The 13,244-nt window shown below is 63.7% G+C and carries 12 protein-coding genes; 9 read left to right on the top strand and 3 right to left on the bottom strand.

Going from position 1 to position 13,244, the window contains the following annotated elements; translation table 11 throughout:
* Nucleotides 1–70: 70 nt before the first annotated feature.
* The gene (locus ACQPYR_RS36350; RefSeq protein WP_433623657.1) at nt 71–2,083 is read right to left on the bottom strand and encodes a polyprenyl synthetase family protein; all 2,013 of its coding nucleotides are present in this window, start codon (nt 2,081–2,083) and stop codon (nt 71–73) included.
* 299 nt (nt 2,084–2,382) lie between these two features.
* Between ACQPYR_RS36350 and ACQPYR_RS36355 the strand changes: the two genes are divergently transcribed.
* The 4 genes from ACQPYR_RS36355 to ACQPYR_RS36370 all read left to right on the top strand — a co-directional run bounded on the left by ACQPYR_RS36355 (nt 2,383) and on the right by ACQPYR_RS36370 (nt 5,993).
* A complete protein-coding gene (locus ACQPYR_RS36355) occupies nt 2,383–2,988 on the top strand; it encodes an ABC transporter ATP-binding protein (RefSeq protein ID WP_433623659.1) in 606 nt (201 codons plus the stop codon).
* Nucleotides 2,985–3,806, top strand: a complete 822-nt coding sequence (locus ACQPYR_RS36360; protein ID WP_433623661.1) for a hypothetical protein — start codon at nt 2,985–2,987, stop codon at nt 3,804–3,806. Before ACQPYR_RS36355 ends, ACQPYR_RS36360 begins: the two co-directional genes overlap by 4 nt.
* Nucleotides 3,807–4,179: 373 nt before the next feature.
* A complete protein-coding gene (locus ACQPYR_RS36365; protein ID WP_433623663.1) occupies nt 4,180–5,070 on the top strand; it encodes a class I SAM-dependent methyltransferase in 891 nt (296 codons plus the stop codon).
* Between the two features lie 29 nt (nt 5,071–5,099).
* Entirely contained in the window at nt 5,100–5,993 is an 894-nt protein-coding gene (locus tag ACQPYR_RS36370) for a phytanoyl-CoA dioxygenase family protein (protein WP_433623665.1), read from the top strand.
* A gap of 166 nt (nt 5,994–6,159) precedes the next feature.
* Here the strand turns inward: ACQPYR_RS36370 and ACQPYR_RS36375 are convergent, their stop codons facing one another.
* Complete coding sequence (locus ACQPYR_RS36375; protein ID WP_433623667.1) at nt 6,160–6,768, bottom strand: hypothetical protein; 609 nt, start codon at nt 6,766–6,768, stop codon at nt 6,160–6,162.
* A gap of 239 nt (nt 6,769–7,007) precedes the next feature.
* On the opposite strand from ACQPYR_RS36375, the gene ACQPYR_RS36380 reads away from it, so the two are divergent.
* From ACQPYR_RS36380 to ACQPYR_RS36400, 5 genes are all read left to right on the top strand, one after another.
* Nucleotides 7,008–8,102, top strand: a complete 1,095-nt coding sequence (locus ACQPYR_RS36380) for a hypothetical protein (protein ID WP_433623669.1) — start codon at nt 7,008–7,010, stop codon at nt 8,100–8,102.
* A gap of 194 nt (nt 8,103–8,296) precedes the next feature.
* Entirely contained in the window at nt 8,297–9,109 is an 813-nt protein-coding gene (locus tag ACQPYR_RS36385) for an SAM-dependent methyltransferase (protein WP_433623671.1), read from the top strand.
* A gap of 107 nt (nt 9,110–9,216) precedes the next feature.
* Entirely contained in the window at nt 9,217–9,699 is a 483-nt protein-coding gene (locus ACQPYR_RS36390) for a hypothetical protein (protein WP_433623673.1), read from the top strand.
* Nucleotides 9,700–9,714: 15 nt separating this feature from the next.
* Nucleotides 9,715–10,452, top strand: a complete 738-nt coding sequence (locus tag ACQPYR_RS36395; protein ID WP_433623675.1) for an ABC transporter ATP-binding protein — start codon at nt 9,715–9,717, stop codon at nt 10,450–10,452.
* Nucleotides 10,449–11,285, top strand: coding sequence for an ABC transporter permease (locus ACQPYR_RS36400; protein WP_433623677.1), 837 nt, complete (start codon nt 10,449–10,451; stop codon nt 11,283–11,285). The genes ACQPYR_RS36395 and ACQPYR_RS36400 overlap by 4 nt, the downstream gene beginning before the upstream one ends.
* Before the next feature lie 133 nt (nt 11,286–11,418).
* Here ACQPYR_RS36400 and ACQPYR_RS36405 read toward each other — a convergent pair whose 3' ends face one another.
* On the bottom strand, nt 11,419–12,732 hold the full coding sequence (locus tag ACQPYR_RS36405) for a cytochrome P450 (RefSeq protein ID WP_433623679.1): 1,314 nt from the start codon (nt 12,730–12,732) through the stop codon (nt 11,419–11,421).
* Nucleotides 12,733–13,244: the final 512 nt, after the last annotated feature.

Raw genomic sequence — 13,244 nt, forward strand, 5'->3', positions numbered from 1 at the left:
ACGGATTTCGACTGTACACCGCCATTCGGGCCGGGACTGTGGACTCAAAAAAGGTATTCCTGAACGAGCTTCAGCGGGCAGAGTGCCGTTTATCCGTAACCGGGTAGTGGTAGACCTGACGGCGCAAGCGTTCCAAATCCGGCGCTGCGGAGGGCGAGGGTTTGGTGTAGCGATCGGCGGTAGGCGCCGCGAACGTCATGTTCCTTGCGTTCTCGTAGAACGACATGTACTCGTTCTTTCGGCTGGAGAGGCCGGGAAGTACGCGCAAGAGCGCGGGCAGGTAGCGGATTGCCGCGTCGATGCGGGCGCGTTTCTCGCTCATCTCGCCCTGTACCTGCTCGATGGCTTCATCGCGGGTGCACCCGGTCTCGTAACGGATGGCCCTGACCAGGTTGTAGGGGATATGGTCGGCCTCGTCCCGATCCAGTGACACCAGATCGTTGTCCGCCAAGGCCACCCACCGGATAAGTTCCTCGAGACGACGGATCACCGGGTGGTTCCGCAGTCTCGGCGGCAGCTCCCGGTCTTGGCGCACTTCTACCAGGGCGAAAGCGATGTCGAACCCACCGGTCGAGTTCCGCAGCGGCAGCCAGTCGGCCGTGGCGGGGATGTAGTGGTCGATGCGATGGTGCGCTTCGCGTTCGCAGGCTTCGAACCACGCCTGCACATTTGCCAGGAACCGCTGCTGCCATTCGATGGTGCGGCCCTCACACAGACGCGGCCACACACTCGCCCACGCCGTCGCGATCGCGCCCGGCCTCGCTGTTGTCTGCGGATCCTGGCGCAGCACAGCCACCAGACCATGCCGCAACGCGGTGACAGCCTCGGGGTCGGTCAGCTGCGGATCATCGAACAGGTCATCAAACACAACCATCAGCGCGGACATGCCGACGAAGGCCTGTTCACGGGCAACGTCCGCCGGGGCCAAAAACTGCCTCGGGAACCGGAACACCCCCGACCACCGGTGATGGTGATCGAACTCGGCCGCGGAGCCGACAAGGCCGGTGTCGGCCATCCAGTTCCTCAGCCATGCCATGGCCTGCGGCGAGACCGACGCGCTGTCGGCCTGGGATTGGTGCTTCGAGGACTCGGACACGACTTGGCGGGAGGTTCGCCGATCGAGTACCGACCGGGCATAGCCGGTCAGCGCGTGGCGAACGCGAGGACCGACGGGCAGACCAGCAAGCTGATCCTGAGCCTGGTCGATGAAGTCGTCGGCGACTGTCCGTGCCTCGTCGACGGCGCCAGAAGCGAGCACGAGCTCACGAGCCCGCGCGGCCTCTGCACGCGTCATTCGCCGACCCAGCAGGCGAGCAAGGTCGCGGTCGCGGGCGGCCGCGCGGATCACGGGCAAGGTGTAGATACCCTCGAACAAATCCTGATTGACCGGTTTACCCATTTCCTCGGCGGTCGAGGTCACGTCGAGGATGTCGTCCCACAACTGGTAGGCCAGCCCGAAGTATCGACCGAACTCGGCCAACGCCTGCTCCTGCTCATCCGAACACTCGGCCTGCATCGCGCCGACCCGGCAGGCCAACGACAGCAACGCCGCCGTTTTGCCGCCGATCGATTCCAGGTAGGACTGCTCGGCGCGAGAAGCCACATACTCGTCGGCGGCCTCGAACACCATGCCCGCACACATCTGCTCACTCGCGATCATCGCCGCGCGAACTTCGCGCTGGCCGAGTTCGACCAGCATGCGTGTGCCCGAGGTCGTCACGCAGTCCCCAGCCAGAACAGCCATGTGTGAACCCCACACCGCGTTGGTGCTGGGGCGGCCGCGGCGCTGGTCCGCGTGATCGATGACGTCGTCGTGATACAGCGACCCCAGATGCAGCAACTCCACCCCGGCAGCGGCACACACCGCCCGCTCATCGGCCGGGGTCGCGGGATCGGTGAGCAGGTAGTACGACAACAGGGTCAACGTCGGACGCACCATCCGACGAGACGTATCAGGCCCTTCGTCGGTGAGCGCGGTCAGCTCAGGACGGCCGGGAAACTGTATGGGCCCGAGCACATCCCGGACACGGTCGAGGTCCGCATCCAGATGCGGGAAAACAGCGGAATCGATCCCACCGGACACACGCACACTCCTCACTGAAGGCATAGACCATCAACATCATTGACGCCGTTGAAGTTTGAGGTCACAACGCGGCAAAGATCTTGTTATAAGCCAATTTTGGCACCGCGCGGTCACAACTACTACCACCACCGGCGGCAAACCTGTCCTCACCTCGACCACGTCCAGCACCTGAACGCCGACTGCACTGCCGGAGGCGGTGCATGCCGCGAATCAGCCTTCCCGGCAGAGACTTTCGTCGATGATTGCTAGCATGCCTACCGCTGCCGGGCCATGACATCGGCGGCAGGCGAGGGGCGACGATGGAAGTGGAGAACCTCCACCACGCATACGGCAGGCGGTCGGTGCTGCGCGGCATCGACTTCGCGCTGCCCGCAGGCACGCTGGTCGGCATCGTCGGTGAGAACGGGGTCGGCAAGTCGACGTTGCTGAAGGTCCTCTCCGGAGAGCTGCGACCGGATCGCGGAACGATCCGCCACCGTGGGCGGTTCGGGTACTGCCCGCAGCAGGTGATCCTCAACGACGCCTTCACTGTTCGCCAGCACCTGGACTTCTTCGCCGCCGCTTACGCCGTTGCGGATCTGCGGCGGGCCGAGCAGACCATCGAGATCCTCCGGTTCTCCGAATACACCGATGAGCGGGTCGCCACGTTGAGCGGCGGCACACGACAAAAGCTCAACCTGACCCTGGCGGTGATGCACGACCCACAGGTGCTGCTGCTCGACGAGCCCTACCAGGGATTCGACTGGGAAACCTATCTGCGTTTCTGGGATCTGGTCACAGAGTTCCGTGACACCGGCCGCTCGGTCCTGGTCGTCTCGCATCTGGCCCACGACACCGACAAGCTCGATCAGGTGTGGCGGTTGCACGACGGGGTCCTACACAGCACACAGGAGAACCTCCGATGAGCAACGGAATTCGACTGTTCCTGATCGCCACCCGCTACGGCCTCATCGAGCACGCACGCAACCGGTTCGCCATGGTATTGGTGACCGCCTTCGTCCCCATACTGATCACCCTGGCACGCGTGGCCATCACCGACATCGAGGTACCGTTCCGGCTCCGTGACACCGGACTCGTGCTGCACGCCAACGGCAATCAGCTCGCCCAGCTCAGCGCCGCCATCATGGGGGTCACCCTGATCATCGGATTCATGATGTTCGCAGCGACCTTCAGCAGCGGAGCATTCGACCGACGACTCTCGATGGCCGGATACCCCCGGGTCGCGCTCGGCCTGGCCAAGATCGCCTGCCTAGTCGTGGCCGCACTGGTGGTCTGCGCGTACGCCACCGCGATCATCTGCTGCTATTGGTCGCCTCGCCAGCCCGTCCTGCTCGCCGCGGCGCTTTTCGGCGCGGCGATGACCTACGGCGCCCTGGGTGTCGCCCTCGGCGCACTGCTACGCCGCGAGGTCGAGGGCATGTTCGCCATCGCGATGATCAGCTGCTTCGACATGGCCGTACAGAACCCCATCGCCAGCGCCGGGGCAGACAGCGAGCTCGTGCGCTGGCTACCCTCCTACGGAGCTATGCAGGCCTCGACCGCGGCCGGCTTCTCCGACACCACACCACTCGCCGGCTTCGCCGTACAACTGGCCTGGTTCACCGCCAGCACCCTCGTCGGACTGCTCGCTTTCCATCTGCGCACCCGCTCGACACTTCAACCCCTGGTGCGGATCCGCATCCCCGGACCGACCAGGACCGGACAACAGCCGGCAAAGCACTGAGGGGTGTGCCAAGGGATGGCGCGAGGTGTCGAGGCGACCCGAAAGCCCACGCGCGCAGGGCCGGATCACAGTCGCCGACATCCGCCGTCTCCTCGCGGAGATCATGCACCCAACCCCACCCGCACCCAGGCGCCTGGCCGCGACGGTGAAATCCGTTCTGGTGCAAGCCATGTCAAATAGACTCCGGATCCTTGCCGGAACTGCCATCAATTAGCTACGGTGGAACACGTTCGCCGAGAAAACCATTGGCAATCAGGTCAGCCACTCACGGGGAGGTTCCTGACGTCATCGTGGCCTGCGGGCCGCACCAGAGGCCGAGCGGTCTATCCGACTCGACCTCACCGGAGGATTCGGAACGACAGGGGCCTCGATCATGGTATCGGAAATCAATGAATACCAAGGCGCGTCACCTGATGCGGTCCGCCATCACTATGACATCGGAACCGAGTTCTATCGGCTGTGGCTCGACAGCAGCCTGACCTACTCGTGCGCATTATGGTCCGAGGGCGACGATCTCGACCACGCACAGCAGCGCAAGCTCGACTATCTGATCGAGCGGGCCGCCATCGCCGACGCCCAGCGCGTGCTCGACATCGGGTGCGGCTGGGGCAGCCTGATGCGGCGGGTAGCCGACCGGAACCGGCAGGCCCGCGTCACCGGCCTCACTCTCAGCCGAGACCAATACGACTACGTCCGAACGCATTCCACTGATCGGATCGATGTCCAGCTCGAACACTGGAACACACATAGTCCCGACCATGCTTATGACGTCATATTCTGCGTCGGCGCACTCGAACACTTCGTGAAATTCGGACTGTCTCGACGCGACCGCACTGCGGCCTATCGAGAGTTCTTCACACACTGCTCTCGCATGCTCCGCCCGGGCGGCGGGCTGGTCATCCAGACGATCGGCAAGGGCAACCGGCCGCTCGACCACAACGCGCTCAACGATGTGCAGTTCCTGGCGAACGAGATATTTCCGGAATCGGATCCGCCGCGACTGTCCGAACTCGCCCACGCCGCGGAGAAACTTTTCGAAATCGGTTCGGTGGTCAACGATCGTCACGACTACTCGACCACCTGTGCGGAGTGGCTGCGCAGACTCCGGTCACACCGCACCGACGCGGAACGGCTCGTCGGCGCCCGCATCACCGAGGCATACGAACGCTATCTGGAGGCGTCCATCCGGCAGTTCGACCGGGAACACCTTGTGCTCTACCGAATCTCGCTTCGCAAGGTGGCTGATCCGCCGCCCGAGGCGTGACCGGCCGTCTACCCAGCGAGGAGTCAGGCATGAACCCGGGACCCACGCCCCGCGTGCACGATGTCATCACCGAACTCGACGACCTGCGCGTCGACCTGGCTGGACGCCACCGGGCCACAGCCAGCGCGGGAGCGACGATCGACCCCGCGGTGGTCGATGCCGACATGCGCGCCCTCGACCACGACGGGTACGTCGTTTTACCGGAGCTGATCACACCCGAGGAATGCGAACGCATACGCGTCGCGAGTACCGCCCTGCTCGGCCCGCTGGGCCGAAATACGTTCGAGGGCAAAAAAACCCAGCGGGTATACAGCCTGCTCGAAAAGTCCCGCGTCTACGACCGGCTGCTCGACCATCCGCGCGTGCTGGCCCTGCTCGACCGGCTCTTCCTGCCGAATTACCTGCTCTCCCAACTGCAGGTGATCAACATCCTGCCCGGTGAGCAGGCCCAGCTCCTGCACCACGACGACGGCTTCTATCCGATACCCAGGCCCCGCCCGCCGCTGAGCGCCGCGACGATGTGGGCCATAGACCCGTTCACAGATCGCAACGGCGCCACGGTGATTGTGCCCGGCAGCCACCGATGGGATGCACGCCAGCCGACCGAATCCGACACCCGGATCCGGGCGCGGATGCGCGCGGGCTCGTGCGTGTTCTATCTCGGAACCCTCTGGCACGGCGGCGGCGCGAACCGGACCACCGCTGCTCGGCTGGCCGTGACCGCACAGTATTGCGAGCCGTGGCTGCGCCCTCAGGAGGCGTACACGCTGTCGACCAGCCGAGAAACCGCACGAACAGTGTCCGAAGACATCCGCCGCATGCTCGGCTACAGCATCCACCCACCGTTCATGGGAGCTGTCGACGGCATGCACCCGAAGCGGCTGCTCGACCCCGATCCGGCCCTCCCCCAGACCGGCGCTTAGCCGAATCCCACTGCCCTGCTGACCTTCCCGATGAGCCGATCCCGTAGCTCCCATCGACGGCCGAACCTGCTTTCCGCTACCTGCCAGCCGGCAGAGCCCCCCACAACCGGTTCTTCAAATGGCGGATCCAGGCCAAAGCGGTGCCGGTGAACCCTATTCCGCAGCATCAGCTTTTGCGCGTCGCATCTACTACACAGGCATCCACGGCTCGCACCCGCTCGTCTGTCGGCGAAATACTCAGCGGTGATGACGAGGCTTTCGGGAATTGCGAGTTGCTCCGTGCGCCACCGGTGGAGGCGAAGACGACGTGGTCGCGCACAATCCACACGTCCGAACGCTCTTCCATCTGTCCAGATGCATCGAGGGTGGTCGCACCGAAGAACGTGAGACGACCGTCAATGATCACCGTCGCATTGGTGAGCCGGTAGCCATCCATGGTCAGGCCCGCTTGCACCTGCGCGACAACACTTTCCGACGCCGGCGCACATCGGGGATCCGACAGCGACGCCGGCGCAGCCGCCGGTGTGGTCGGCGGCGCGGTAGGGGCTGAACTGCTCGTTGTACTCGCCGCAGTCGATTCCGACTCTTCCGCACCCAGGCCGAGCGCCATTGAGATGAGCACGACGACGACTATCAGCGCGAACACACTGCCAACACTGGCGATCAGAGCGCGTAGCACAGCCTTGGCCTGCCCGCGTATGCCAAGGCGTTCGTCTGGTTCGATGGACATGGGAATCCCTTTGTGCGAGTGATGGATTGACCGTGCGGCGAGCACCAATTGCCCTTACGAACGAGGCAAGGAAGCAGTCTGTTCACGGCACGCCATGACAACGTTAGCGCCATAGGAACCCGAATAGCTCGCTGATCTTCACTCACGAAATTGATCTGCGGCGTGACCAGCCATAAAGCGCTGCGTCGTTCCGGTGGCCGCCGGAATAGCGGGTAACGCCCACATCTGGAGGACGGCCGATATGCGACACTGACGCGGTGCAGCCCAAGCGTAGGATTCACTTCGTGGGCAGCTTGCCCACACAGTTGGACAGTCCAGAGAAGGCAATGGCGTTCGCCGTCGACACAGCCGGTGAATTCCTGGACGGCATGGTTCCGGGCGGTGAAGCGGATCCATATCGCGCCCAGTGGTACGTGAGACCCATCATCGACCGGCTCGGCAAGTTCCCGGCGCTGGCGCCTGTGCGCCGCGGTGATTGGTCGACGCTGCGTTCCCGCGACACTTTTCGGCTTCGGGCGGGCCGATCGCTGGGCGAAGCCGATGTCGACGCCGCGCTCGGCTATGCGGAGGAGGCCGGGCGGGCCATGGACGCGTTGGTCGACATGCGCCGAACCGATCCCGGACTTCGTTTGCAGGTAGGCATACCGACGCCATTTGTCATCGGTTTCATCGCCTTCGAGGCGCGGATGCTCATGTGGCGTCGAGGTTCGGCCGGCGGTGGTGACCGAGGCTTCATCTATTACCACCCGATTGTCGACGCCACTGTCAGGGAGATCGTTCGTATCCATGAGGCGTTGCGGGACAACGTCGTATTCCAACTCGAGCTGCCAGCGGAGACGCTCCTCTGCGCGGGGACACCTGCGGGCCTGCGGCAGGGCCCGGCCACCGTGGCGGGTCGAGCGATCGCACGCCTCGTCGCGCGGGCGCCCCGTGATTCCCGTTTCGGTGTGCACTTGTGCTACGGCAGCCTCGACGACAAGCCGGTCGTGGCGCCGAGATCGACAGCCCCGGTCGTCGCGCTGGCCAACGCGATTGCGCGATACTGGCCTGCGGACAGGCATCTCGATTTCGTCCACCTGCCCATCGGCGACGGCAGACAAGCGCCGGTTCGGCGGCGGTACTACGCGCCCCTGGCACGCCTCGAATTGCCTGCCACTACGCGTGTTATCGCCGGGCTCGCGCATCCCACGCAGCCGCTCGCGCAAGCACGACAGGGGTTGGCGGCGGCGGAGTCGGCCTACGGCGGCCTGTTGGACGTCGCGTCCCCATGCGGTCTGGGCCGCTATACGACGGTCGAACGGGCGCGGTCCGCGGTAGCACACGCAGTCGCCTTGGCTGGCACAGATCCAAGCCCGACCAGCGACGGCGGTCGGGATTAAGTGCTGGCAGACCTGTCGCGGAGTGTTGGATCGTGTTGTGTCGGAGCATGGTTCGTCGATGGCTCGGATCGCGGGCGGGTTCGGTCGGGCGGAGCAGCGCCTCGTTCGGGCAACGCATACTTCCACCACATCCGGGCGACAAATCTCTCGAGGAGCACTCGTCTGAGGGGTACCGACCGGCTACGGTTACACCTGTGGTCGAAGGAACTGAAGGGCCCGCGTCGGAGCACAACCGAACGCCGCAACCGTTCAACCCCGGTCTGGTGAACTCGGCCCGGGTGTATGACTACCTGTTGGGCGGAAAGGACAATCGCGAGATCGACCAGAACATGGCCGATCAAATGCTCTCTCGCGCACCCGAAATCAAGACCTTGGCCTGGTTCACCCGGAGTTTCATGCTCAAAGCGGTCGAGATGGCCGCGGAAGCCGGTATCCGTCAGTTCCTCGATCTCGGCTCGGGTATCCCGAGCTCGCCCAACGTGCATGAGGTGGCTCGGGAGATCGAGCCGTCGGCGCGGGTGGTGTATGTCGACTACGACCCGGTCGTGCACGCCCATTGCGACGCACTGCTGGCCAAACCACGCGGTGTCACAGCACTGCTGGGCGACGTTCGTCGTCCCCACGACATCCTCGATCAGCTGAACAACCACACCTTGATCGATTTCAACGAGCCGGTGGCTATCACGCTCATCAGTGTGCTGCATTACGTGATGGACGACGAACACCCCGCCGAGATCATCGCCGCCTTCCGCGATCAGTTGGCACCCGGCAGTTACCTTGCGATCAGTCATGGCTCCATTGACTCCGACCCAGAGATACTCCAGGTGCTCGCCGGCACCAATGACACTTCAGCCCAAGTCGCCTTTCGGTCCACAGCGCAAACTGAGGCATTCTTCGCCGGCTTCGAGTTGCTCGAACCTGGTGTGGTGCCGGTACAGCAGTGGCTGCGCCCCGACTTGCCGGACACTCGAATGGTCATGCTCGGTGCCATCGGCCGCAAACCCTGAGGATCCGACATGAACCGGAGTAATCTCGAACTCGCCAATTTGTTGTTGGCCGCCTGCACATTTGAGCGTGCATCAGGTGCTGTCCCAGTCGATCAGAGGATGAAGTAATGAAGACCCTCAAAATTGTCGCTGGTGTCGTGTCGACGATCGTATCGGTCGCCGTGGTCACGACCGGCGCCTCGGTTGTCAATGCCCCTGCCGCGTCCGCCGCTCCCGGCGAGTTCCTCATCACCAAAGAGGTTCCCACACTGGACGATCTCGACGCCCAGGTCGCGTTCCTGATCGAAACACCCGCCTCCGACGAGGCCAAGGCGGCCAATATGGAAGGCGGCATGAGGGCGGTCGTGGTTGCGCGCACCCTTTACAACATCGGCTGGTACCGAGCTCCGCGCGGGTCGAATGAGGTCACCGGTCCTGAAACCCACGACGGCAACGTGCACACCGCTATGCTGCGCAGCAAGTCAGCGGGACAACCGGATCTGGTTGCGCGCGTGGTCTGGAAGCGTATCGATGGTGTCTGGAAGCTGTCCAACAGCTCCGTGTGCGAGGGCGTCAAGGCCGTGGGGCTGGCGATGGCCTGCGACTTCTGACCGGCTCCGAGCGCCGTGATCGACATCCGTGATCTCACCCTGAGCTACCCGGGCGTGACGGTCCTCGAAGTCCCCGAACTGACCGTGGCAGACGGGGCACTCACCTACCTGATCGGTCTCAACGGCACCGGCAAAACCACGCTGCTGCGGTGTATCTGTGGCGTTATCGCGCCTGCCATCGGCACCGTCAGGGTCGACGGCACCCTCATCCGGGCCCATCACACCACACCGGCAACTCTCGGAATGCACCTCAACTACCGAGCTTTCGACCCCCGCCACACCGCACGTCGGCACCTACGCTGGATCGCCCGCGCCCGTGGCATACCCACCGGCCGGGTCGGCGACGTCCTCGAGATCGTCGACCTCGTCCGGGTCGCCGATCGCCGGCTGGGGCACTATTCGCTCGGCATGCTCCAACGTGTCGGCATCGCCGCCGCGTTGCTCTCCGAGCCTCGAACCCTGCTGCTCGACGAACCGCTCAACGGCCTCGACATCGCGGGCATCCGCTGGATACGCGAACTGCTGCGTCAACTCGCCGATGCCGGGACCTGTGTCCTGGTTGCCACGCACCTGCTCGATGAGGTCGAACGCAACGCCGACCACATCGTCATCCTCGGAGACCGGCGCATTCTGGCCGACCAGCCGTTCGCGCACCTCATGAACACTCTGGGGCCTGGCGAGACCAGCCTCGAAGACGCCTACCTGCGAATCGCCGGCCTGCCCACCGACGTCACGTTCGGCGTGGCCCCATGAACCGCCCCGGTCCAGCCACCCTGATCCGACGCGGCGTCGCCGCCGAATGGACCCGCACGACCGGACGCAGCTTCCTGTGGACCGTCGCTGTCCCCCTCACCTTCGTGCTGCCACTGGTCGTCACCTTCGGAATCGCCGCCGTCGCAGAACGACTCGCCACCCTCCCCGGACAGAGTTACGTAGCCACGGTCTCCACCACCAACTCCGTGTACTGGGTGATCACCTTGTCCGTGTCGGTCATGATGGTCACCACCGCCTACGCCCACGCCACCCAATGGCGCGGTCAGACAAGCGATCTCAATGCCTTCCTGTTTCCCCGGTCCTGGACGGTCGCATTGGCCCGGTGGATCTTCTACGGCACCATTACAGCGATATCGACGGTCGTGCTACTCGTCGTCGTCATGGTCTCGCTGCCGCACCTGTTCCCGCAAATCTATGGGGCCGTTGACATTACCGACGCCGCTGGTATCCGGTTCCTCTGGACCGTCCCGTGTTACGCGTTCGCCGCATGCGGGGTGGGTGTCGCGGTCGGGTCACTGATTCGCACTCCGTCCGCTGCTGTCGCCGTCCTCTTGTTCTGGGTCTATGTCGCCGAGATCTCCATCAATCTGCTGCCCCACGGATCGGCCCTACAGGCCTACGCCCCGTTCCTCAACGCCGTCGCCGCAACCGGCCAGGAAGTCGCCTTCCTCCCTCGCTTCGGCCGCAACGGATCTCTGCTCTACTTCATCCTCGTCGCCGTCACCCTCTTCGTCACCACAGCCGCCCTACCGATCCTCATTCGGCGGATGTCCGGATATCGCAGAACGACGCTCACCAAATCAGGCACCTGAGCCGAGCCCAACGAGCCCGGTGGCTACAGCGCCGATTGTTCGGCCGAGGGCGCGCAGCGCGGCGATGAACAAGCCTGGCGATGGCACCGACGTCCGGAAATCCGCTGCGGGGTAGGGCTTTTCGGCCGCGCGATCACCCAGAGACTGGATGAACCTGGAGCGGAAGCCTTCTCATCCCAGGGATCGGACCGAGGGCACGCGGGAGCTTCTTGGTTGTGACCGACCGAAACTCCCACTTCGACAGCAGACTGTGCAGAGTCGTTTGCAGTGCCACCCAGGCGAAGTTGTTACCGATACACATCTGACTGCCCATGCTGAACGGAACGAAGCTCCTGCATTTCGACCCAGAGTTCGAGGGCGACCACCGATCGGGGTCGAAAGTGTTGGGCTCGGCGAAAATGTGCGGGTTGCGGTGAATAGCTGCAATGCTGTAGCCGATATCGGTCCCAGCGGGAAATGTGAAACCGTCGAGTTCGACCGAGGTGACGCTGCGTCTGGTCTGCAGTAGTGGCGAATGGGTCCGCGTGACCTCGTTCAGGAACCGGTTCAGGTAGTCGAGCTGGTCGAGGCTTCGGGGGTTGAATTCTCCTGCGGCGCAGATCTCGTGCTTCAGTTTCGAAGCCACCTCCGGACGCTGGGACAACTCGTACAGAGCCCAGGTCAGCGTGGCGGTCAAGGCATCGATCCCGCCGAAGAGAATGGTCACGGCCTGCTCTGCCAGGAACTCGTCACTACGGTGTTCCTCACCAGACGAATCCAGCAGGATGTCGATCAGATCGTTGCGGCGGTCACCGCTGACCCGGCGTGCGACGAGCAGCTCCCGACAGTAGTCTTTCAGTTGCGTTCCAGCCGACAGGAATTTGCGGTTCACTGGCAATGGCAGGCTCGCCAGCCGCTTCGGCAGCACACTGCCCACTATGGCACCCGCGCCTATGTCCGCGACCAGACCCGAGATGAGTTGTAGCTCCGCGGTATCGGGTTCGTGCGAGAACATGGACCCGAGCAGGTCGGTAATCACCAACCCCAACAGCACGGAACCGGCCTCGACAATCTGGCCGTGCCGCCACGAACTCGCCAACGCATCCGTATTACGCTTCATGATGTGCGCGTAGCTTTCCAACTCTTTCCGATGGAACGCTGGTTGCAGCAGACGACGAAGATCCCGATGTTGCTGACCATCCGCGACGATCAGCGATTCCCCGAATATGAGACGGATGCGTTCGAAGAGCAGCCCTCGCTCGTAGGCATCGGAGTTCTCTACCAACACCCTGTGGAGTAGTTCGAAATCGGTAATGACATAGACAACGAGGTTGCCGATATCGACACGTGCTATTTTCCCGACGCTGGCCAGATCCACCATGAACTGGACCGGATCACGCCACAATTTCCAACCGTGTCCGAGAACCGGCAAACGTCCGGGCCCACACGGGACGTCACGAAGTTCCACTGCATGTTGCCTTTCTTTCGGCAGGTTCGAGGCCAGAGACTTCGGGTGATCGGATCACAACCCAGACAGCGGCGATACCACTCCTTCCTTCACCGCCACGTCACAGCCGTGGCCGTGCACCACCACCCCGTCGGTCGCACGACGCTGGGCGATGGCCCGGCCGATGCCGCTGGACGCCCCGGCTACGAGAAGCGGTCCTTCCGACTAGGTCACTAGCCAACTCCTGGATCAGCGTGTCGGGCAACGATCTCCTCGCAACCCTCGACAAACCTGCCCGGTCCCAGACTTCTCCGATCGTCCACACCGGGATTCCTGCACGAATAGGTGGCAACCGAGCTGGATCACTGAGGCCTGTTGTCCATCAACACGTTACATTAGCCGGGATCTTGCCCGGGCCTCGACTTTCTGCCGAAACGCCAACGACCCGAGCGTCATTCACTGTAGAGGCCACCTTTTCCTGTTGGTGTCGGCCATCCGCTCCACCCAGGACTCGTCGTAGGCGCTGGCCTCCC

This window comes from Nocardia sp. CA-120079, assembly GCF_050955745.1.
Taxonomy (GTDB): Bacteria; Actinomycetota; Actinomycetes; order Mycobacteriales; family Mycobacteriaceae; genus Nocardia.

What these genes read in the sequence shown, in the direction of transcription:
- ACQPYR_RS36355 (WP_433623659.1), top strand. Translation starts at nt 2,383, where the DNA reads ATGGAAGTGGAGAACCTCCACCACGCATACGGCAGGCGGTCGGTGCTG.
- ACQPYR_RS36360 (WP_433623661.1), top strand. Translation starts at nt 2,985, where the DNA reads ATGAGCAACGGAATTCGACTGTTCCTGATCGCCACCCGCTACGGCCTC.
- ACQPYR_RS36365 (WP_433623663.1), top strand. Translation starts at nt 4,180, where the DNA reads ATGGTATCGGAAATCAATGAATACCAAGGCGCGTCACCTGATGCGGTC.
- ACQPYR_RS36370 (WP_433623665.1), top strand. Translation starts at nt 5,100, where the DNA reads ATGAACCCGGGACCCACGCCCCGCGTGCACGATGTCATCACCGAACTC.
- ACQPYR_RS36390 (WP_433623673.1), top strand. Translation starts at nt 9,217, where the DNA reads ATGAAGACCCTCAAAATTGTCGCTGGTGTCGTGTCGACGATCGTATCG.
- ACQPYR_RS36400 (WP_433623677.1), top strand. Translation starts at nt 10,449, where the DNA reads ATGAACCGCCCCGGTCCAGCCACCCTGATCCGACGCGGCGTCGCCGCC.